The following is a 20,580-nucleotide window of genomic DNA, read 5'->3' on the forward strand; positions in this document are numbered from 1 at the left end:
GCGTTTTTTATTTAGCCAATGACAGGTAACACAAACATGAGTAAGAAGAGACATGTGATAATATAAAGAGGTTTTGCAACTTCTTTATGCTTACCGAGTGCTACTTTTAAGATTGGATATGCAATGAATCCAAAAGCAATACCATCAGCGATGCTATATGTGAGCGGAATCATAACGATAATTAAAAACGCTGGAAATCCTTCTGAAAAATCGTTCAGAGGAATTTGTTGAATGTTTGTAATCATTAAACCGCCAATAATAATTAAGATTGGAGCGATTGCACTATCTGGAATTAACTTTACAAACGGCAAAGCAAACAATGAGGCAAAGAATAAACCACCAGTGACGATAGACGTCAGACCTGTCTTACCACCCGCTGTAATACCAGCAGCACTTTCTATTGTAGAAACAGTTGGACTTGTGCCAAATAGACCACATGTTATCGCTGAAATTGCATTTGCTTGATAAGCGCGAGGGAATTTACGCTGATCTTCTAATAAACCGTGCAAAAGTCCCATGTTTTCAAAAATGAGTACCATACTCAATGAGAACGTTGCAATTAAAAATGGTAAAGAAGTCAGTTTCCCAAACGACATTGCACCAAAAACATCACCATAGTTAGCAAATGAAAATGAACTATTGCCAACTTGACTTGTATCAACAATACCAAATAACCAGGAAATTCCGGTTCCAATTGCAATGGTCCATAAAAAGTTTCCACGTACATTACGAATAAACAAAACTAATGCAACAATAAGCGTAAGCAGTGTAGCTAGAACAACTGGACTACTTAATTTTCCTAATGCAACAGCAGTGTTTGAATTCGCAACGACAAGACCACCTTTTTGTAAGCCGATAAATGCTAAAAATAGCCCGATACCGACAGTAATCGCTTCTTTTAACGACTGTGGAATTGCACTGGAAAGTGTACGAGCAATAGGTGTAAACGCGGCAATTGTAAAAATAATACCAGCGATAAAGACAGCTGCTAATGCTTCTTGCCAAGTTAAACCAAGCGTATGCACAGCTGTGTACGTGAAAAACGCATTTACCCCCATACCTGGTACAAGGATTACTGGTGCATTTGCCCAAAATGCCATCAATAGACATCCGACAAATGAACTGAATACAGTTGCTAAAATTCCTGCTTCAAGAGGAATACCAGCATCTGATAAAATAGATGCATTCACAATCATAATATAAACAATCGTGAAAAATGATGTTACACCAGCAAGTACTTCTTGTTTTGGTGATGTGTGATGTAGGTCTAATTTAAATGTTTTTTCAAGGATTCCTTTCATGTTAAACCTTCTTTTTCATATCCCTCTCCCACCCGTGATATCCCTATATAGGACTCACCGTCTATTATTATAACAAAACAAAGAGTTTTTACAATAAAAAAATGAGAACGTTTTCTTTTTTACTAGATGTACAATTAAATATAGGTGAAAATAGCACGGACAGTCGAAATGATTTCCAATTCTCCTGATTGAATAGGAGGAGCACCGCTATGGACAGCGGAATAAGCAACAAATTCCCGCGGCATATGAGAGGACTCTTCAACGACAGAAATGGGAATGGGATTTACATTTAGATTATATGTACTAGCAATCGTCCTTGCTTTTTCTTGGGCATTTTGCACAGCGAGTACTAATGCTTGTTTGTAATAAGCATTAGGCTCTGAAACGCGAAATACAAGTCCTTTGGCGACATTTGCCCCGTTTGCTACAGCTGCTTCATATACTTCCCCTGCTTTTTGTACATTCAACACAATAATTTCATATAAATGCTCAACTTGATAACCGCGTAACACAGCCTTTTCGTTCACGTATTCATATTGTGGTGTAATGGTGTAGGAAAGCGTTTTGATATTTTGCTCTGTAATTCCAAGTTGTTTCAAAGAATCAAGTAATTTAGCAGAAAGAGCAGCATTTTCTTCTTGTGCTTGCTTTACATTTGTACCTTCAGTACGAACACCAATTGTTAACACGACAACATCAGGTTTTGCTTTTACGACACCTTCACCTTGTACAGTAACAGTTGCTTCTTTACCATTACGTAACTCATGTAAATATGGGGGCATTCCAATTTGCATAACTGTTCACCTTCCTTTCTCTATTTATATGAAAGAAGTGAGTCCACTTTTTCCTTAAATTTAGAAATATAGTGGGAAATCTAAGTAGAAAGAAAATATATACAATTAAGGTATTCATGCATTATAATATGTGTAAATATTATAAAAAAGGGTCGAGAACAGTGAACGAAAAACGAGAAGCACTTATTTTAGACTTATCTATCTCCTTTCGGAAAATGATTCGTTTATTACAAAATGATATTAATGAACTCTTTTCTGAACATATGCCATGGAATGAGTTTTCTGTACTGCGTGCATTATATTGGAAAAGTCCGCAAATGGCATCGCAAATTGCAAGTGAAGTGAATGTTACATCGAGTCATATTACAGCGGTTACAGATCGTCTTGTTCGTAAGGGGCTTGTAACGAGAAAGCGCTCTGATTCAGACAGGCGCATTGTTTATTTAGAAATTACGGATACCGGGAAAGATGTTGCCGAAAAGCTTGAAAATGTTCGAAAAGAATATTATAGAGAGAAGTTCCAGGACTGGAGCGATCAAGAAATTGAAATGGTACTAGAGCTCTTTGGCAGAGTTCTATAAAAAATAGAAAAGCAATTTTTGCTTTTCTATTTTTTATGGCTTCATCATACTACAGAACGGATGCGCTGCATAAAAACAGACCTACATTCCTATACTTTACCTATATGGAATAGGAGGCAGACTATGAAACGTATTGTTTCTTTTGGAATTATCGGTATATGTTTACTATGTTACAGTATAGAGATAAGTGCAGCGTCTCCAAATCAAATTGTACAAAAAGAACTAGAATATATCTCAAATCATAAGCCTGTTTTATACTCACAATTATGGATGCGCTCGATGCAAACTTCTGTTTTGTTTCATCATAGTGATAGCATTCATCATCAAGATACTTTACATAATATAAAACATTCTTCCCTCGTAAAAGTAAAACAAATTTCACTGGCTAAAGCTTCTGTTTATATTCCGCGGGTTTCTCAGTATGTGTCAAAATTTGGGGAAGAAAATGTACAAGTGTACTATTTAGCTGTGCAGTATGACGTGAAAAAAGAAAATCCATACCAACTAAATGGAATAAATTACTTTTTACAAGTATTTGTACAAGAGTATGGGGACTGGAAAATTGCTGAAAGTGTTGTCGCACCGACAGATCAAATCGTGACAAACGATGATGGATTTGGGACAGACGAAGAGAAGGCATATAGCGAAAGACGAAAGAATGCAAAATAGCCTCCTGACTAGGAGGCTATTTTCACGTTGTTTATCTCGCTATTTGCGGGCAGTAAGACCCCCACTTTAAGATTGAGAGAGAAGCGAAGAAGATAGATGGGGAATAACTGCCCGTAAAAGCCAGATTGGTTTAACTAACCATCAGTAGGGGATGAAAAACCCCCAACTGATGGAAGTTTCACTTTATCTTACAAAATAGTCACCCTTTATTTTCTTAACCGAAGACACAACCGCATTCTCTTTAATAGAATATACTCCTTCAGCTGTTAAGCGTACAGCCGGTAGATGGGTCGATGTTAAAAAGAACATTGTATATAATGGATCGATATGTTGATGTCCTCTCTCCTTCAGAAGTTGCACAAGCCCCGTCGTTTTTACAATCAGTTCATGCATAGGCAACTTGCTCATTTTCCCTCCAAGTGGCAATTCCAAATTGAATAAGGTTTCCTCGCCTTCCATTAATATGGTACCGCCCCCTTGATCGAGCAGTTGGTTTACAGCTTTCACCATGATCTCTTTGTTTTGCCCTATAACAACGATATCTTGAGATGCTGTGTAGGTTGTCGCTACAGCATCTAGGTGATTGGCAAATCCTTTTAATATACTGTTAGTAACCCATTTTCCCTTTTGATCAATAAGACTGACATAACAATATCCTTCTCTAGCTTCTAACTCAATAATGCCTTGTTTTAGCGGCAATGCTTCTGGAATGGATTTTGTAATAACCGCATTAAGCATTTCTATTACAGGGACTTCCGGATGTTCAGCGGTCATATCCAGCCATTCCGGCTGAACGCGCCATTCTATGTGCATGGGTTCAAATTGCAATTGTCGCCAATCACATGCAGGAAACGGCTTCAAGAGCTGCCCGTTTGTCACAACCAGCTGTCCGTTTGCTATAACCTTGACAGGGGAAGGTTTGCTTATATCCTCGAGAAATAGAATATCTGCGACTCGTCCCGGAGCGATTCCACCGATTTCTTGATCCAATCCATAATATGTTGCGGGATTCAAAGTGGCCATCCGATAAGCGGCATGGAAAGGAACACCATTATCGAGAGAAATCTTAATAAGATAGTCCATCAATCCATGTTGAAGAAACGGAGGCATAGAGCCATCTGTTGTTAACATAAGCCTTGAAGCGGAAGAAAAATCAAAGTTGAGCTCTTGTAAATCTTTGATTAGGCCCGGCAAATCAGGACGTATAGAGGAGTGACGCAAAGCTGCATACATACCTAAACGAAGCCTTCTGATTACTTCCTCTCCAGTGATAGCTTCATGACAAGCCGTAACACCGAGTGCTGCCAAAGCATTTAAGGTTTCACTGGAAGCTCCTGGGTTATGCCCCTCAATTCTTTTGCCCAGCCTCCGTGCTTCTGCTATTCCTTCAAGTATTGTTTCATCACCAGCTAAGGCAGCAGGCCAAGCAGTTAATTCGCCAGCTTGTATAACCCGCTTATGACCAAGTAAACTGACCAAGCGCTCAGTCGTGAATTTTGCTAACATATCCGGGTGGTTGCTTTGTGGATCCATCCTTGCCCACCAATAATTTTTAACAGGCAAATGGCTACTGTAGTCCATTAAATATTCAAAATCTTTCTGATCTGTATTTAAATAAAATATTAGATTATCATTCACTAAAGTCGTTGTACCTAAGCTTAAAGCGAATTCTCCAAATGATGTAAGATTATAATACTGATACGGATGTGCATGAGGTTCGATGTATCCTGGAACTAATGTAAAACTGGACGCATCTATAATTTGCGTTTTCTCATCAATTTGCGGTTTCTGCATTCCTACATAAGCAATACGATCTTCATACAAAACGATATCTTTTCTTTCCAACTCTCCTGTGTATACATTAAGCACAATTCCTCCTGTAATCCAAACTGTTGCTGGATGCTTACCCCTAGATACTTCTATAAGTTTCCACAATGTATCCTTTTCAATGGATCTCATGTAAGTCTCCCCCTTATCTGCTTTTTCCACGCTCAGAATTATTTCAGTTCACGTTAAAATATCTAAAAATTCAGTTTATACCTTTTGTATTTTACTATAAAGGGGGATCACATTGTAGACTATCTTTCCTTCTTCTGTTTTTTTTGTAGGTTAAATCTATGCTAGAACCGCGCAGCAAACGAAGTGTGACTCACTTTTTCAGGTTCTGTTCTACATAGTACATATGAAAACTCCTCTTTCAATTGTAAAGAGGAGGGGAGAAAGGCAAGTGTATAGTGATAAGATTGTTTTTCGACACGTTGAAAATAGCCTCCTGACTAGGAGGCTATTTTGCATATAAAGAAAGTTTATGCTTTAACATTCGCTGTAAAATGAAATATGTCAGAATACCAAATCCTATAAAATACATATAGTGAAGCGGGATAGATTTACTGCCATCAGTGAAAATTTCACTGCCAAGAAGTCCGAAACAAATAGAAGTGCATGTTAAGAAATAGACATGCAGTTTTTGGTATAGCAGTATTTTTCCATTGTGTTCATTTGGTGAACGTGCATATAAGTAGGTTCCTAATGGAAGACAAATAATCATATAAATTGCAGGACTTAGTAGTGTCCAAGCAGACGGAATATGGTGATAAGTAGGTCCTGCATGTATAGTTCCGTCTTCATTTTTTATAGCTTCTCTATGTGGATCATAGTCGTAGCTAATAGTGAGATGAGCAAGGGGAGCTATAATACTTGTGTTTTCTGTATACAGTGAACTTTTATTATAAGCATTATTATATTTTTGTTGTGATAAATCAACATGCAATGCAAAGAAAGGAAACGCAAGCTGAAAAATATAGAGGGGGAAAACCACTATAATATAACTTAGCGCACTCTGCGGGACAATATTTCCTGTAATCGTTCCGATAAAGAGAGCTAATGTGTACACTGCAATCAATGTAACAATCGTATACACGAAGTATAGGTGAAACAACGTAAATGATTGATACTGAGCATGTATCGTAGTTTTGTAGACGATATACATAAGAAACCAACTTACGCTAAGTGCACTTACGATATGAACCGTACCGAATAACCATTTTGATAAAAACAGGTGGGAGCGTTTAAATGGCATAGACCAAAGAAAATCGATCGATTGATTATGACGTTCCCATCCTATTAATATAGTAGCCAATCCAATTAATAGTAGAGCAGGAAAAAATGTAGGACTGTCTCCGCTCAAATGATATGAATAATAAGTATCCGTAGTGTCGTGCAAGTACTTAGCTTCGTGCTGTGCATTTGTATAATATTCATATGGTAAGAGATACAACGTACTTAGCCAAAATAACATAATGACATATTTACCTTGCTTCCAGTTTTGCATCCATAACGGTTTATGAAACATGTAATTCACCTCAATTTATACGTATATTCTTTTTGATTAAAATGGTATCGTTACTTTCCACCGAAAGAAAATTTCCATTTAAGTAGATATGTAAAAACGAAGTAGCTGACAATGCTGGCTATGAAAAAACCGACGTAATAAGAAAGGAATGCATCTCTTCCTCCGAGTAATCTACCCCCAAATAAAGCAAAACAAAGAACAGTACAACCAACAAACCATTTCTGTAACTGTGGAAACAATAGTATTTTTCCGTTTTGTTCGTTTGGAGCACGTGTGTAAAGAAAAGTTGCGATTGGTAAAAAGATAATGATATAAGCAAATGGCGTCAGTAATTTCCACGCAGATGGAACAGATGTCGTTTCCTTTGGATCGTCTTGCGGCAATGTGGAAATTTCATTTCCGTGCTCATCGAACTTCGCGATAGGATGGTAATTAAAATGAATGTTGAAAGACTCTAACGGTGCAACGATACTTACATGTTGTAAGTATTCATGAGTTTTACGCTCTATTTCTCCTAATGCTTCTACTGAATCTCTCGTATGAGTATATACAAATCCGGATATTAACAATACTAAACCGTATGGTAGAAATAATAGAATTGCAGTTAAGCTACTTTGTGAGAAAATATTTCCGGTAATGGTACCGATAAATAAAGTGAATGTATAGGTTGCAATGAGTACAATCATAGCGTATAAAAAGTAAGTGTGGAATGGAGTAAATATTTGATACTGATCGTGAAACGATACGTTCTTTATTCCATACATACTTATCCAACAAATGATATTTACTGTAATAATGTTCAACACGCCAAATAACCATTTTGTTAAAAAGATATCTTTTCTTTTAAAAGGCATAGAGAAAAGAAAATCAGTTGATTGATTATTTCGTTCCCATCCAATCAAGACGCAAGCAAGTGCAATGAGAATGATACCTTGTAAGAAGATGGTGTCAAATGTATTAAAAGAATAGGAATAATAATAAACATAATCATCAAATTTCATTTTAGACCGGCTAAGCTCTGATTGAGCAGCACTATAATATTCATAAGGTAACAAATATAAACTACTTAACCAAAACAATAGAACAATATATTTCCCTTGTTTATACGTTCGCATCCATAACGCTTTATGAAACATGTGATCCCTCCTCAAAAGCCGTAACAAATACATCCTCAAGTGACATTGGTAATTCTTCTAATAAGAGCGGCTGCTCTTTATGAAATTTTTCTAACGTAGCTGCTACGTTGCCTTCGATTAAGACGGTATATACTTTTCCTGTTTGGTTTAATACTTTCACATTACATAAATTCACTAGCTTTTGTGGTAGTGAGCGTTCGTAAGCTACTTGAATTTTTGCATAGCGTGATTTTGTATCTTCTAAAGCTGTGATAGATGCAATTGTATGATCTTTTAAAATGATGACTGTGTCTGCGATTTTTTCGACTTCATCTAGGTGATGTGTAGAAATGAGAATGGTAATTTCTCGCTCTGCCACTTCTTCGATTAAAAACTGAAGAATCTGTCTTTTTACGATAGGATCAAGTCCATTTGTCGGCTCATCTAAAATTATATATTCTACTCCAGTAGAAAAAGCTAAAATCATTGCTAGCAAAGCTTTCATTCCACGAGAGTAGCTGCGAATACGTTTCTCTGGTAAGTTAAAGCGCTCTAGTAGTTTATAAAAATAGTCTTCATTGAAATTATGATAAACTGCCTTATAAAATTTTACGATTTCTTTTACTGTATATCCGCTTAATACGTTTGTAGAGTCTGGGACATATACAACCGTTTGTTTCACTTCAGGATGTTTGTGCACGTCTATTTCGTTATATGTAACAGTTCCTTCATCTGGATTTAATATTCCAACAAGTGTTCGCAATAGTGTTGTTTTTCCAGCTCCGTTTCTCCCAAGTAATCCGACGATGCTTCCTTTTTTTAAAGTAAATGAAATATCTTCTAATATTATTTGATTATCAATTGTTTTCTTTACGTTTGTCACCTTCAGCATGAGTATTTCCCCCTAATTCTTTATAGTATGAATCAATCCAATCATGAATTTTTTCTTTTGAAATACCGAGATATGAAGCTTCTAGTAATAATTGATGAAATTGTTTTTCCACCATAGCAATTTTCCTTTCATCTTGTGTTGGAGTAATCGATTGGCATACAAATGTTCCTTTGCCGCGCAGCGTTTCAATAATTCCTTGTCGTTCTAACTCTTGATACGCTTTACTCACTGTATTTGGATTTATCACGAGTGAAGAGGCAAGTTCCCGAACAGAAGGGAGTTTATCATTTGGTGCGAGCATTGCTTTTAAAACTAGTTCCTTTACGTTGTGAACAATTTGTTCCCATATCGGAGTGTTGCTTCTTGGATCAAGTTGAATGTGCAAGAGCAATGCCTCCTTCCTGATGAATTTTTAAGTGTACTATTAAACGTAATACACTTAATACAATATATAGCATACTTTTGTTTGTCAATGCTATTTTTAGAAAAAGATGGTATAAAAACCCTTCATCTGGAAAAGATAGGTGTGATATAGAATGGAGGGTTAGTCATGAAGCGATTGATTGGAATACTGGTTTGTTTCATGTTATTGCTTTCCGCTGTTCCAATTGGTTTTGCGCAGTCTGAGAAAAAAGAAGCAGAAACAAAACCAAAGCTAGCGGAACAAGCATCGTCAGCGATTGTTATTGAACAGGATACGGGAAAAGTTTTATTTGAAAAAAATCCAAATGAAAAGTTGCCACCTGCTAGTATGACAAAAATTATGACCATGCTACTCATTATGGAGCAAATTGAAAAAGGAAAGCTAACACTGAAAGATAAAGTGAGAACGAGTGAACATGCAGCTTCTATGGGCGGATCACAAATTTTCCTGGAGCCTGGTGAAGAAATGACAGTCAATGAAATGTTAAAAGGCATTGCAATTGCATCTGGAAATGATGCATCAGTTGCAGTTGCTGAACACATTGCTGGGTCAGAAGAAGGATTTGTAGACATGATGAATAGAAAAGCAAAAGATTTAGGACTTAAAAATACTCATTTTCAAAATCCAACAGGCCTTCCAGCCAAGAACCATTATTCAACAGCATATGATATGGCAGTTATGGCAAAGGAATTAATGAAATATCCGTTAATTCGTAAATATACAGGTAAATATGAAGATTATTTACGAGAAGATACGGATAAGAAATTTTGGCTTGTAAATACAAATAAGCTTGTTCGTTTCTATCCAGGTGTTGATGGCGTGAAAACAGGCTTTACAACAGAGGCAAAATATTGTTTAACAGCATCTGCAGAACGAAATGGCATGCGCGTTATTTCTGTTGTCATGGGATCTCCAACATCAAAAGAACGGAATGCGGAAGTAACGAAGCTTCTTGATTATGCATTTAGTCAATATATGACGAAAAAAATGTATACAAGAGGCGAAAAAATTCAGACGGTAAAAGTAGGAAAAGGGAAAAAAGAAACAGTCGACTTAGTTGCGTCTGACAATGTTTCTCTACTAATGAAAAAGGGAGAAACGATGAAAAATATCAAAAAAGAAGTAGTGGCTGAGGAAAAAGTGAAAGCTCCAATTAAAAAAGGAGATGCTTTAGGTACACTTGTCATAAAAAAAGATAATCAAGTATTACTCAAACAGACAATTGTTGCGAAAGAGGATGTCGCAGCAGCAAGCTGGTGGGAGTTATTTAAACGAAGTTTTGGGATGTTTTCGACATCGAAATAGCGGCAATTTTGTTGCCGCTTTCTTTTGTTGAGTTTGTTGTTATTTCAATGGTAAGAGATGTTGCTAGAAGGTTCATTTTATGACGAAATAGTACTTCTTTTGTCAGGTGGAAGGATTCTACATTTATTTTAGAGAAAAACTTCTTATATGTTTTGCGTGTATACGCGAATTTTGAATGTAAGGAGGAAATAGGGTGAGTCTTTCCATTCATTTAGAAGTAAAGCGTGACGTCTTATGTGTTCGTTTAGCAGGCGAACTGGATCATCATGCTGCCGAAGAGTTGCGAGCGAAAGTCACTGATATGATTGAGACGCATCATGTTCATCATATTATTTTAAACTTAGAGCAATTAGCATTTATGGATAGCTCTGGTCTTGGTGTTGTGTTAGGAAGATATAAACATGTCAAAAGCTTAGGCGGAGAAATGGTTGTATGTGCAATTTCTCCTGCTGTAAAGCGCTTGTTTGAGATGTCAGGGCTATTTAAAATTATTCGTTTAGAAGAAAATGAAGCGCATGCGCTCGCGACATTGGGGGTGGCGTAGATGAGAAATGAAATGAACCTTCAATTTTCAGCATTAAGTCAAAATGAATCGTTTGCTCGGGTTACGGTTGCGGCTTTTATTGCACAGCTCGATCCAACGATGGAAGAGTTAACTGAAGTGAAAACAGTTGTGTCTGAGGCGGTAACAAATGCTATTATTCATGGGTATGAAGGGCATGCAGATGGCATTGTGTATATTACGGTTATTTTGGAAGATGACATGGTAAAGTTAACGATTCGTGATGAAGGGATTGGAATTCTAGATTTAGATGAAGCAAGGCAACCCCTTTTTACAACAAAACCCGAATTAGAGCGTTCCGGAATGGGATTTACCATTATGGAAAATTTTATGGACGAAGTAGAGGTTATTTCTAATGAATCTTTCGGGACAACGATCCATTTGACGAAGTATCTATCAAAAAGTAACGCTCTATGCAATTAAGGAGAATTGCCTATGGACATAGAGGTCAGAAGTGAAAAAGGAAAAGGAAAAGGGCAGTTAAAGGATCACGAGTTAAAAGAATTAATTCAAAGAAGTCAAGATGGTGATCAAGGAGCGAGAGATTTAATTATACAAAATAATATGAGACTTGTTTGGTCGGTTGTACAACGTTTTTTAAATCGTGGTTATGAGCCGGAAGACTTGTTTCAAATTGGTTGTATTGGTTTGCTAAAATCTGTCGACAAATTTGATTTATCTTTTGATGTAAAGTTCTCAACATATGCGGTCCCAATGATTATTGGAGAAATTCAACGTTTCTTACGTGATGATGGGACAGTGAAAGTAAGTCGTTCTTTAAAGGAAACTGGAAATAAAATTCGCAAAATGAAAGATGAATTATCAAAAGAGTATGGCCGTGCACCGACAGTTACTGAAATAGCAGAGGCGCTAGAGTTAACGCCAGAAGAAGTTGTAATGGCGCAAGAAGCAAGCCGTACGCCATCATCCATACATGAAACGGTGTATGAAAATGATGGTGATCCTATTACCATTTTAGATCAAATTGCGGATCGTTCTGAAACGAAGTGGTTTGATAAGATTGCTTTAAAAGAAGCGATTCGTGAATTAGATGAACGTGAACGACTGATTGTGTATTTACGGTATTATAAAGATCAAACGCAATCGGAAGTAGCGGAGCGCTTAGGAATTTCTCAAGTACAAGTGTCACGGCTAGAAAAGAAAATATTAAAGCAAATGAAGGACCGAATAGGCGAATAGTCTATTCGTTTTTTTATTTCAAAAAAAGTTGTATTAGAAAATTTTCCAATATCCATACTACAACTACGAGGAATAGTTAAGAGGTGATTGGAGTGGAGCAAACGATATATGTAAAGATGAGAAGTCGCCTGCAAGTGTCGCCTGCTTATGAGATTAAAGTTGGTGATGTTGCACAAGTAGTTGGAGATTCAGACATTGTAGACGAAATAAAACGACAGGCTGTATACAAAATTACAAAGAAAGATAAAACGCATGTGGTAATTGATGTGATGAAAGTCATTCAGCGCATTCAACAGTATTCTAGCAGCTTACAAATTAATTTGCTTGGTTCAGCACAAACTATTGTTGAAATCGTATATGAGAAAAAACGAGTAAATCCATTTTTTTTTGGAATGGTTTGGCTATTACTATTTGTGGGAGCTGCCCTTGCAATTATTTATTTTCATGAAGACGTTAGTATGCAGCAAGTACATCAACGCTTGTATTACATGATTACAGGAGAAAACAATAAAAAGCCACTTTTATTTCAAATCCCATATTCGTTAGGACTTGGACTTGGAATGATTCTTTTTTTTAATCATGTTTTTCAAAAACGCATTAATGAGGAACCGAGCCCATTAGAAGTTGAAATGTTCCAATACCAGCAATCTCTCGATCAATATGTGATGATGAATGAAAATAAAGAAATGATAAAGAAAATCCCAAATGATTGAATATATCGGGGTAATCTTTATTGGATTTGCTGGTGGAATTGCTGTTGGAGGAGGATACGTTGCATTTTTAACTGTATTAGGTGTGATTCCAAGGCTTGCTCAGTTAACAAAAAGTGGTCATCGTGTTCAATATTATGAATGGGCTGTTGTGAGCGGTGCATTAAGCGGCGCATGGTGCAGTTTACGCGATATCACATTGGTGGCTTCACCGTATTGGCTTTTGCTCCTTGGATTGTTATGTGGCACATTTATTGGAATGCTTGCCGCTGCCTTAACAGAAGTGCTGAATGTACTTCCGATATTGGCAAAACGTGTTGGGGTTGATGGGAAAATTGTTATTCTTCTTATCGCACTTGTTCTTGGTAAGGTGGTAGGTTCTTTATTTCATTGGATTTATTTTGTGAAATAGGAGGTATGTAAATGACACCGCGAAAATTGAAAGATGATTATACAAATAACGTGAAAAAGTATCAATCAAAACCTAACTATGTTATGAATTGCGTCAAGGCTTTTGTTGTGGGAGGGCTTATTTGTATATTAGGTGAAGCTTTGATGAAGATGTATATACACTATTTTGATTTTACGGAGAAAAATGCGGGAAATCCAGCAATCACAACATTAATATTATTGTCGGCCATTTCAACGGGGATTGGTGTATATGATAAACTTGGACAATTTGCAGGGGCAGGATCAGCAATCCCGGTTACTGGATTTGCAAATTCAATGGTGAGTGCAGCAATGGAACACCGCAGTGAAGGGATTGTTCTTGGGATTGCCACTAATATGTTCAAGATTGCTGGAAGTGTAATTGTATTTGGCGTTGTTGGAGCGTATGTTGTAGGTCTCATTCGGTATACATGGAAGCTGTTTATCTCGCCCTAATGGCAGTAATCTCTCACCTTAAGATTCAGAGAAAACGAAGAGGATAGGTGAGATGGGAAATCACTAAGGGAAGTTTCACTTTTTGTAAGTAAAGGAGAAGACAGATGAGATTAACTGGGAAACAAACGTGGGTATTTCAAAATGATGTATATGTGAATGCGACAGGAACGGCTGTTGGGCCGGAAGAAGCGGAGGGACCGCTTGGAGATAGTTTTGATATTACATATGATGATTTGCATTGTGGAGAAGAGAATTGGGAGCTAGCAGAAAGACGATTAATGAGAGATTCAATTCAACAAGTATTGCGAAAAGAAAAACTGCAAGCATCTGATATCGATTTTTTTTTAGCTGGAGATTTATTAAATCAAACGGTTACAGCAAATTATGTTGCTAGAGAACTGTCGATTCCATTTCTAGGAATGTTTGGAGCATGTTCAACTTCTATGGAGACTCTAGCTGTTGGCGCTGCATTTATTGATGGTGGATTTGCAAATCGCGTATTAGCAACAGTTAGTAGTCATAATGCCACTGCTGAAAGGCAATTTCGTTATCCAACAGAGTACGGAGGACAAAAACCAACTACAGCGACGTTTACTGTTACAGGAGCTGGTACAGCTTTAATTAGTCGTGAAAGAAGTTCAATTAAAGTAACATCAGCAACCATTGGAAAAGTTCAAGATTTAGGCATAACAGATCCGTTTGATATGGGATCTGCTATGGCGCCTGCTGCAGCCCATACAATTCAACAGCATTTTGAAGATTTAAAAAGAAGTGCTGCAGATTATGACTTAATTGTGACGGGTGATTTATCTGCGGTCGGAACACCAATTACGCGGCAACTTTTGTTAGATGAAGGTTATGACATAGGTAATGTCTATAATGATTGCGGTTTAATGATTTATAGAGACGACCAGCAAGTATTTGCAGGGGGAAGTGGCTGTGCCTGCTCTGCAGTTGTGACATATGGACATTTAATGAAAGAAATGAGAAAGGGGAATTTACAACGGATTTTTGTTGTAGCAACAGGTGCCTTGTTAAATCCGATTATGATTCAACAAAAAGAAACGATTCCAACGATTGCACACGGTATCGTATTTGAAAGAATAAAAGGGGTGTAATATGTGGAATTTATATATGCGTTTGTAGTTGGAGGTGCAATCTGTGTTATTGGACAACTACTGTTAGATTTTACAAAATTAACACCTGCACATGTTATGGCAATCTTCGTAGTAGCTGGCGCTATTTTAGATGGATTTGGAATTTATGATAAATTAATTCAGTTTGCTGGAGCAGGAGCGACTGTTCCTATTACAAGTTTTGGTCATTCTTTATTACATGGTGCGATGGAAGCTGCAGAAAAGCATGGTTATCTTGGGATTGGAATGGGTATGTTTAAGTTAACATCTGTTGGAATTTCAGCAGCAATTTTATTTGCATTTTTAGCAGCACTTATTTTTAAACCGAAAGGATAAACAAGATGAGAAGAAGGGTTATTTTGGTGACAGACGGAGATGAATATGCACAGCGAACAATCGAGTTACTGACAAAGGAGTTTGGGGGACGATGTATTTCGGCATCACAAAGTAATCCAACGAAATTAACAGGGAGAAAGATTGTTGAGCTTATCATGCAAACACCACATGACCCAGTTTTTGTTATGTTTGATGATAGTGGATATATTGGAGAAGGTTCAGGAGAAAAAGCACTAAAATATGTAGCAACGAATAAACAAATTGACGTGCTTGGCGTGTTAGCTGTCGCTTCTAATACGCATCATTGGGAATGGGCCCGCGTTGATGTAAGCATCGATCGAGAAGGACGGTTAACTGAATATGGTGTTGATAAGTTTGGGTTAGCGGATGTTGAAATAGGAAGGATTAACGGTGATACCGTTTACTGTTTAGATGAACTACATGTCCCCATTATTGTTGGAATTGGAGATATTGGAAAAATGTACGGAAATGATGACTGGAAGCGTGGATCACCTATTACAAAAAAAGCAATTCAAGTAATTTTAGAAAGGAGTGGGTTTTATGACCAACAAACAAAAGACTAGTATACCAATTTCTTCATTTTTAAGCGATAATGAAAATTATTTAAAACAAACAGTTGGACTTGGTGTCACGTTTGATGTAGGGATTCGAAAATTTCGTATTTTAGATAAAGAAATTGGTGTTCTGTTTGTGAACGGTTTGTGCGATACGAACTATATTATACATATTTTGGAGGAGGTTGTTGATACAAATGAAATACAAAGGTATGAAGATACCTTAAAGTTGTTAGAAAATCGTCTTATTCATCAGCAAGTAAGTAAAATAAAGACGATGGAAGATGTAATATTTCAAGTTTTATCAGGTTTAATCGTTATTTTTGTTGAGGGAGAAACAGAAGCATTTGTAATAGATGTTCGTAGTTATCCAGGACGAACTCCGACAGAGCCGGATACAGAGAAAGTTGTTAGAGGGGCCCGCGATGGATTTGTTGAAAATATTATTGTGAATACAGGTCTTATTCGGCGGCGTATTCGTGATCCTCGCTTGCGGCATGAGATGATACGGGTAGGCGAGCGGTCACAAACGGATATTTGTATCGCATATGTACAAGATATTGCGAATCCAGACTTAGTGAAAATAATAAAGCAAGAATTAGAAAATATTCAAATCGATGGTATAACGATGGCTGATAAAACCATTGAGGAGTTTCTTGTCAAACAAGGATACAATCCTTTTCCGCTTATTCGATATACAGAAAGACCAGACGTCGCTGCGAATCATTTGCTAGAAGGACATGTTTTACTATTGACAGATACTTCCCCTAGCGCAATTATTACACCAACAACATATTTTCATCATGTACAGCATGCTGAGGAGTTTCGTCAAAATCCTGCTGTCGGAACGTTTTTACGTTGGACTCGATTTCTCGGAATATTATTTTCACTGTTCTTATTACCACTTTGGCTTGCGTTTGTACTTGATCCTACTTTATTGCCAGAAAAACTTGCGTTTATTGGACCGAATAAAACGACAAATTTACCAATTTTCTTGCAAATTATTTTAGCGGAAGTAGGATTGGAATTTTTGCGACTAGCATCTATCCATACACCAACACCACTGTCATCAGCAGCCGGGTTAATTTCAGCTGTATTAATTGGTCAAGTGGCAATAGATGTCGGTTTATTTGTACCAGAAGTTATTTTATATACTGCCATTTCTATGATTGGATCATTTGCAACACCAAGTTATGAATTAGGATTAGGGAATAAGATTGCTAAATTATTCCTCATCATATGTACAGCTATATTTCGGGATACAGGATTTGTTATTGGAATGACATTGTTAATTTTATTTTTAGCATCGATTAAAAGTTTGCAAACACCGTACCTTTGGCCATTTCTTCCATTTGATTGGGGCGCATTGGTGAAAGTTTTGATTCGGCCGTCTATTTCTAGTTTGAAAGTGCGTCCAAGTATAGTTCATCCACAAAATATAAAACGACAAAAATGAGCAAAAGGAAACTTCTGCTCATTTTTATTATAAATTTATATGTTTTTAACAAAAACATAACATTTCTTTTGTACACTAGAAGTACATATGTTGTATGGAAGGGGAGATTACATGATTAAGTTATTTGTGAGCGATTTAGATGATACACTCGTTTATAATGTGAACCGGATTCGTCGAGATGATGAAAAAGCATTATGCTGGCTAGCAGAGAAAGGAACGGATATTTGTTTTGCTTCTGGCCGTTTTACTCATCGTATTCACGATGCTGTGAAGCAATTCGCTTTCCCTTATTATACAACAGGGTTAAATGGTGCGGTCTTATTAACGAAAGAAGGGGAAATGCTCCACGAATCGACTTTTAATCGTGAGATTGCCCGGGAAATATATAAATATATACATGAAAAAGAGATGGCGGATATTGTATGTGCGAAGGAGCATCGATATACGAAAAAGAAAAATGAGCATCATCGTATGTTTGAAGAATATATTCAAGTGAAAATCGCAGAAGTGGAGACATTAGATGAAGAGTTTGGACAAACTATTCATCCCGCAAAATTATTTGTATATGGAGAAGAAGCAAAAATTACAATGTTAGATGAAGAGCTGCGAAACAAGTTTCAAGGCAAAGCAGAAGTAGTGATTTCGGGAAAGAGATATGTGGATATTATGCCAGTTGGAATTAGTAAAGGAAGTGCACTGCAACTTTTAATGGAACACTTACAAGTAGAAGCGCATGAAGTAGCGTGTATCGGGGATTCCTTTAATGATATTTCAATGTTTTCTGTGACGCCGCATTCTTTTACACTGCATCATGCTCATCCATATGTGAAAGAAAAAGCGAGTCATGTTGTTCGTTCTGTAGAAGAAGCAATTATGCAACTCCCGTTATTAGCATAAAAAAAGCTCGTCATTGACGAGCTTTTTTTAATTAAATAGTGATTTAATAAAGTCAATAAAGCTAGAGAATACACCTTTTAGACTATCTAAAAAGCCCTGACCTTCGTCGGAACTTAGAAACGATGAAACATGGTCTTTCGCTTTATTTAATTGGTTACTAACTTGATCCCAATCGATATTTAGGTTTTTCATTTTGTCAAAGAGTGCTACTAAATTATTGAGTTGTTCATCAGTTAATGTAATTCCAAGTTGATCTGCAACCTTTTTAATGAGTGAACGTAAATCTTCTGTTGTTTTTGGTTGCTCTTTTGCTATTTCTTCTTTAACGTTTGCAACAAGTTGTACAGCTTTATCATTCCCGATTTCGTCACCAAGTTTTGCGGTTTGAACCATTTCTTCGTTTGCAACTTTTTTTACTTCTTCTGGAATTTCTTTTTTCGATGTTGTTTCGTAAGCCTTCATTAAACCTGTTAAAGCTGCAGTTCCTGACACTTTAAATGGTGCTGTTATGTATATATTCGCATCTTTTACACCTGCTGTAATTAATGCGTTTGTATACATTGCATCTGTTACCCAATTAATATTATGCGCTTGTACAACAAGACCAGATCCTTTTTTGGTATACGTAATCATAGAAGAAGAAATTGCTTTTGTGCCGATTTGTGCGTTTGGTACAACTCCATCTAAATATTTATGTTCTTCCGCATTTGATACTGTAATAATTTGCGCATCTTTTGGCGCTTTCATTTCTTCAAGAAGCTGTTGTTTTTGCTGCTCTGTTAAATTTTCTCCTAATGTAACAATAGACTCTCCCTCAATCACGTCTGCGTATGAAGCTGTTGGAATTAAAAAGACCATCATAGCTAATAGCAGCGCTAATAGTTTCGTTTTCACGAAAAATCGCTCCCTTTCTCTTTCTGAAATTTTCGGGCAACAAAGTAATTATAGTATATTTTCTGTATTTGTCATCCGTCTTCAGAATGATTTCTGGAAGAAATAGCAGGATTGTCGGATTTTATCCCGCTATTCGTGTGCAGTAAGCCCTTGCTGATAGAGGTTTCGCTTTATTAAGAAGGTATTGGTGTTGAAATAGAGAAGTATATTTTTAACATATTATTTATTTGGAAGGAAGAGATAGAGCGCGACCTTTGTTGAGGGCGGAAGCGTTGATTTTTAATCGTGATAGGATAAGTAGATTGATTCAATGTGATACAAACGAAGAGTTTTATCCCGCACTAACGGGCAGTAAGACTCCCATCTCAAGATTCAGAGAAGGCAAAGAAGATGTGGGAGATAACTGCCCGTAAGAGCCCGAATGGTTCAACTAACCATCAGTGGGGGATGNNTGGAAGTTTCACTTTATCGTTTGCCTGGTGGGTCGATTGAGTTTGGAGAAAGTGCTGCAGCGGCAATTGAAAGAGAGTTTGTGGAAGAATATGATTTACAAGTAACAGCAGAGCATTTTGCAGCTGTAAATGAACATATTTTTGAGGCTGATAATCAAAAATATCATCATTGTACGTTATTGTATTGGTGTACTGTTAAAGAAGATGAGCAGGCAGTAAGATGGCATAAAGAGCATTCTGACATTATGTTAAAGTGGAAAGAAATTAGTAAATTGAAAGCAACGCCAATATATCCAGAAGGGGTTATGAAAATTATTGAACAGAATAAAAATGAACCTGTGCATTGGCTTGAGGAAGTAACATACTAAATTTAACAAGGTTTTTGCAATAATATTTTTGTTTATTACAGTGATTGTGGTAATATAAGGCTGAGATTGTTGAAAGGAGCTTATTATACATGAAAACTTTAGGATACATATTAATGGAAAACGGTGAAAAGATCGAATTAGAATTTTTCCCAGAAGAAGCACCAAAAACAGTAGATAACTTTAAAAAACTAGCAAATGAAGGTTTTTATAATGGGGTTACTTTCCACAGAGTAATTCCTGGTTTTGTAAGCCAAGGTGGCGATCCAACAGGAACAGGAGCAGGCGGTCCTGGCTACAGCATTCCTTGTGAAACAGATGGCAACCCTCATAAACACGGTGTAGGCGCACTTTCTATGGCACATGCAGGAAGAAATACTGGAGGAAGCCAGTTCTTTGTTGTACATGAACCACAACCGCATTTAGACGGTGTTCACACTGTATTCGGTAAGGCAACAAGTGGTATTGAGACAGTATTAAATATGCGTCAAGGCGATGTTATGAAAGAAGTTAAGGTTTGGGAAGAGTAAAATGTGAAAAGAGAGCAAAATGCTCTCTTTTTTTATTTAAAAAAGAATTTGTAAGTGAAGAGCAGTAAAAGATATATATATAGGAGAATTTACGTATCTTTTATTCCATTATTTGCAGGCAGCAAACATCCACCTCAAGATTCTGAGAA

At 36.9% G+C, this 20,580-nt stretch carries 24 protein-coding genes; 16 read left to right on the forward strand and 8 right to left on the reverse strand.

From position 1 onward, the window contains the following. Positions 1-11: 11 nt before the first annotated feature. Together CN326_RS19760 and CN326_RS19765 are read right to left on the reverse strand one after the other, a co-directional pair. Complete coding sequence (locus CN326_RS19760) at positions 12-1,301, reverse strand: NCS2 family permease (protein WP_098310680.1); 1,290 nt, start codon at positions 1,299-1,301, stop codon at positions 12-14. Between the two features lie 134 nt (positions 1,302-1,435). After that, on the reverse strand, positions 1,436-2,095 hold the full coding sequence (locus CN326_RS19765) for an SIMPL domain-containing protein (RefSeq protein WP_098310681.1): 660 nt from the start codon (positions 2,093-2,095) through the stop codon (positions 1,436-1,438). Positions 2,096-2,256: 161 nt separating this feature from the next. Here CN326_RS19765 and CN326_RS19770 point away from each other — a divergent pair, with 161 nt between their 5' ends. Continuing rightward, positions 2,257-2,676: a MarR family winged helix-turn-helix transcriptional regulator gene (locus tag CN326_RS19770; RefSeq protein WP_141525087.1), complete on the forward strand. Its 420-nt coding sequence runs from the start codon at positions 2,257-2,259 to the stop codon at positions 2,674-2,676. Between the two features lie 123 nt (positions 2,677-2,799). Continuing rightward, a complete protein-coding gene (locus CN326_RS19775) occupies positions 2,800-3,345 on the forward strand; it encodes a hypothetical protein (RefSeq protein ID WP_098310683.1) in 546 nt (181 codons plus the stop codon). Between the two features lie 183 nt (positions 3,346-3,528). Here CN326_RS19775 and CN326_RS19780 read toward each other — a convergent pair whose 3' ends face one another. From CN326_RS19780 to CN326_RS19800, 5 genes are all read right to left on the reverse strand, one after another. Then, the gene (locus CN326_RS19780; RefSeq protein ID WP_098310684.1) at positions 3,529-5,304 is read right to left on the reverse strand and encodes an adenine deaminase C-terminal domain-containing protein; all 1,776 of its coding nucleotides are present in this window, start codon (positions 5,302-5,304) and stop codon (positions 3,529-3,531) included. Positions 5,305-5,629: 325 nt separating this feature from the next. Continuing rightward, the gene (locus CN326_RS19785; RefSeq protein WP_098310685.1) at positions 5,630-6,697 is read right to left on the reverse strand and encodes an ABC transporter permease; all 1,068 of its coding nucleotides are present in this window, start codon (positions 6,695-6,697) and stop codon (positions 5,630-5,632) included. A 50-nt stretch (positions 6,698-6,747) separates the two neighbouring features. Next, positions 6,748-7,833: an ABC transporter permease subunit gene (locus CN326_RS19790; protein ID WP_098310686.1), complete on the reverse strand. Its 1,086-nt coding sequence runs from the start codon at positions 7,831-7,833 to the stop codon at positions 6,748-6,750. Further along, positions 7,823-8,704, reverse strand: coding sequence for an ABC transporter ATP-binding protein (locus CN326_RS19795; protein ID WP_098310687.1), 882 nt, complete (start codon positions 8,702-8,704; stop codon positions 7,823-7,825). The genes CN326_RS19790 and CN326_RS19795 overlap by 11 nt, the downstream gene beginning before the upstream one ends. Further along, the gene (locus tag CN326_RS19800) at positions 8,670-9,089 is read right to left on the reverse strand and encodes a GntR family transcriptional regulator (protein ID WP_141525088.1); all 420 of its coding nucleotides are present in this window, start codon (positions 9,087-9,089) and stop codon (positions 8,670-8,672) included. The genes CN326_RS19795 and CN326_RS19800 overlap by 35 nt, the downstream gene beginning before the upstream one ends. A gap of 165 nt (positions 9,090-9,254) precedes the next feature. Here CN326_RS19800 and CN326_RS19805 point away from each other — a divergent pair, with 165 nt between their 5' ends. From CN326_RS19805 to CN326_RS19860, 12 genes are all read left to right on the forward strand, one after another. After that, positions 9,255-10,433: a D-alanyl-D-alanine carboxypeptidase family protein gene (locus CN326_RS19805; protein WP_098310689.1), complete on the forward strand. Its 1,179-nt coding sequence runs from the start codon at positions 9,255-9,257 to the stop codon at positions 10,431-10,433. A 193-nt stretch (positions 10,434-10,626) separates the two neighbouring features. Continuing rightward, positions 10,627-10,977 carry an anti-sigma F factor antagonist gene (spoIIAA, locus tag CN326_RS19810; RefSeq protein WP_098310690.1) on the forward strand — a complete coding sequence of 117 codons (351 nt, stop codon included), beginning with the start codon at positions 10,627-10,629 and terminating at the stop codon, positions 10,975-10,977. Next, positions 10,978-11,418: an anti-sigma F factor gene (gene spoIIAB, locus CN326_RS19815; RefSeq protein ID WP_098310691.1), complete on the forward strand. Its 441-nt coding sequence runs from the start codon at positions 10,978-10,980 to the stop codon at positions 11,416-11,418. Positions 11,419-11,430: 12 nt separating this feature from the next. After that, a complete protein-coding gene (gene sigF / locus CN326_RS19820) occupies positions 11,431-12,195 on the forward strand; it encodes an RNA polymerase sporulation sigma factor SigF (protein WP_098310692.1) in 765 nt (254 codons plus the stop codon). Positions 12,196-12,287: 92 nt separating this feature from the next. Beyond that, positions 12,288-12,908, forward strand: coding sequence for a stage V sporulation protein AA (locus CN326_RS19825; protein ID WP_098310693.1), 621 nt, complete (start codon positions 12,288-12,290; stop codon positions 12,906-12,908). Then, positions 12,901-13,317, forward strand: coding sequence for a stage V sporulation protein AB (locus CN326_RS19830; protein ID WP_098310694.1), 417 nt, complete (start codon positions 12,901-12,903; stop codon positions 13,315-13,317). The genes CN326_RS19825 and CN326_RS19830 overlap by 8 nt, the downstream gene beginning before the upstream one ends. Positions 13,318-13,328: 11 nt before the next feature. Beyond that, positions 13,329-13,790, forward strand: coding sequence for a stage V sporulation protein AC (gene spoVAC, locus CN326_RS19835; RefSeq protein WP_098310695.1), 462 nt, complete (start codon positions 13,329-13,331; stop codon positions 13,788-13,790). 104 nt (positions 13,791-13,894) lie between these two features. Then, a complete protein-coding gene (gene spoVAD / locus CN326_RS19840; protein ID WP_098310696.1) occupies positions 13,895-14,908 on the forward strand; it encodes a stage V sporulation protein AD in 1,014 nt (337 codons plus the stop codon). A 3-nt stretch (positions 14,909-14,911) separates the two neighbouring features. Further along, a complete protein-coding gene (gene spoVAE, locus CN326_RS19845) occupies positions 14,912-15,262 on the forward strand; it encodes a stage V sporulation protein AE (protein ID WP_098310697.1) in 351 nt (116 codons plus the stop codon). Positions 15,263-15,267: 5 nt separating this feature from the next. Further along, on the forward strand, positions 15,268-15,846 hold the full coding sequence (spoVAEA, locus tag CN326_RS19850) for a stage V sporulation protein SpoVABEA (RefSeq protein WP_098310698.1): 579 nt from the start codon (positions 15,268-15,270) through the stop codon (positions 15,844-15,846). Continuing rightward, the gene (locus CN326_RS19855; RefSeq protein WP_098310699.1) at positions 15,824-17,293 is read left to right on the forward strand and encodes a spore germination protein; all 1,470 of its coding nucleotides are present in this window, start codon (positions 15,824-15,826) and stop codon (positions 17,291-17,293) included. Before spoVAEA ends, CN326_RS19855 begins: the two co-directional genes overlap by 23 nt. Before the next feature lie 111 nt (positions 17,294-17,404). Continuing rightward, complete coding sequence (locus tag CN326_RS19860; RefSeq protein WP_098310700.1) at positions 17,405-18,190, forward strand: Cof-type HAD-IIB family hydrolase; 786 nt, start codon at positions 17,405-17,407, stop codon at positions 18,188-18,190. Positions 18,191-18,217: 27 nt separating this feature from the next. Here CN326_RS19860 and CN326_RS19865 read toward each other — a convergent pair whose 3' ends face one another. After that, positions 18,218-19,084, reverse strand: a complete 867-nt coding sequence (locus tag CN326_RS19865) for a DUF1002 domain-containing protein (RefSeq protein WP_098310701.1) — start codon at positions 19,082-19,084, stop codon at positions 18,218-18,220. A 421-nt stretch (positions 19,085-19,505) separates the two neighbouring features. Between CN326_RS19865 and CN326_RS19870 the strand changes: the two genes are divergently transcribed. Together CN326_RS19870 and CN326_RS19875 are read left to right on the forward strand one after the other, a co-directional pair. Further along, positions 19,506-19,904 (forward strand): NUDIX domain-containing protein, encoded by a 399-nt coding sequence (locus CN326_RS19870; protein ID WP_098310702.1) that lies wholly within the window; start codon positions 19,506-19,508, stop codon positions 19,902-19,904. An 89-nt stretch (positions 19,905-19,993) separates the two neighbouring features. Further along, the gene (locus tag CN326_RS19875; protein ID WP_098310703.1) at positions 19,994-20,431 is read left to right on the forward strand and encodes a peptidylprolyl isomerase; all 438 of its coding nucleotides are present in this window, start codon (positions 19,994-19,996) and stop codon (positions 20,429-20,431) included. Positions 20,432-20,580: the final 149 nt, after the last annotated feature.

The organism is Bacillus sp. AFS018417 (genome assembly GCF_002560985.1).
Lineage (GTDB): Bacteria > Bacillota > Bacilli > Bacillales > Bacillaceae_G > Bacillus_A > Bacillus_A rhizoplanae.

Bases quoted from the DNA above. Each gene is read 5' to 3' on its own strand.
- CN326_RS19760 (WP_098310680.1), bottom strand. From the start codon at position 1,301: ATGAAAGGAATCCTTGAAAAAACATTTAAATTAGACCTACATCACACA.
- CN326_RS19765 (WP_098310681.1), bottom strand. From the start codon at position 2,095: ATGCAAATTGGAATGCCCCCATATTTACATGAGTTACGTAATGGTAAA.
- CN326_RS19775 (WP_098310683.1), top strand. From the start codon at position 2,800: ATGAAACGTATTGTTTCTTTTGGAATTATCGGTATATGTTTACTATGT.
- CN326_RS19780 (WP_098310684.1), bottom strand. From the start codon at position 5,304: ATGAGATCCATTGAAAAGGATACATTGTGGAAACTTATAGAAGTATCT.
- CN326_RS19785 (WP_098310685.1), bottom strand. From the start codon at position 6,697: ATGTTTCATAAACCGTTATGGATGCAAAACTGGAAGCAAGGTAAATAT.
- CN326_RS19790 (WP_098310686.1), bottom strand. From the start codon at position 7,833: ATGTTTCATAAAGCGTTATGGATGCGAACGTATAAACAAGGGAAATAT.
- CN326_RS19795 (WP_098310687.1), bottom strand. From the start codon at position 8,704: ATGCTGAAGGTGACAAACGTAAAGAAAACAATTGATAATCAAATAATA.
- CN326_RS19805 (WP_098310689.1), top strand. From the start codon at position 9,255: ATGAAGCGATTGATTGGAATACTGGTTTGTTTCATGTTATTGCTTTCC.
- spoIIAB (WP_098310691.1), top strand. From the start codon at position 10,978: ATGAGAAATGAAATGAACCTTCAATTTTCAGCATTAAGTCAAAATGAA.
- sigF (WP_098310692.1), top strand. From the start codon at position 11,431: ATGGACATAGAGGTCAGAAGTGAAAAAGGAAAAGGAAAAGGGCAGTTA.
- CN326_RS19830 (WP_098310694.1), top strand. From the start codon at position 12,901: ATGATTGAATATATCGGGGTAATCTTTATTGGATTTGCTGGTGGAATT.
- spoVAC (WP_098310695.1), top strand. From the start codon at position 13,329: ATGACACCGCGAAAATTGAAAGATGATTATACAAATAACGTGAAAAAG.
- spoVAD (WP_098310696.1), top strand. From the start codon at position 13,895: ATGAGATTAACTGGGAAACAAACGTGGGTATTTCAAAATGATGTATAT.
- spoVAEA (WP_098310698.1), top strand. From the start codon at position 15,268: ATGAGAAGAAGGGTTATTTTGGTGACAGACGGAGATGAATATGCACAG.
- CN326_RS19855 (WP_098310699.1), top strand. From the start codon at position 15,824: ATGACCAACAAACAAAAGACTAGTATACCAATTTCTTCATTTTTAAGC.
- CN326_RS19860 (WP_098310700.1), top strand. From the start codon at position 17,405: ATGATTAAGTTATTTGTGAGCGATTTAGATGATACACTCGTTTATAAT.
- CN326_RS19875 (WP_098310703.1), top strand. From the start codon at position 19,994: ATGAAAACTTTAGGATACATATTAATGGAAAACGGTGAAAAGATCGAA.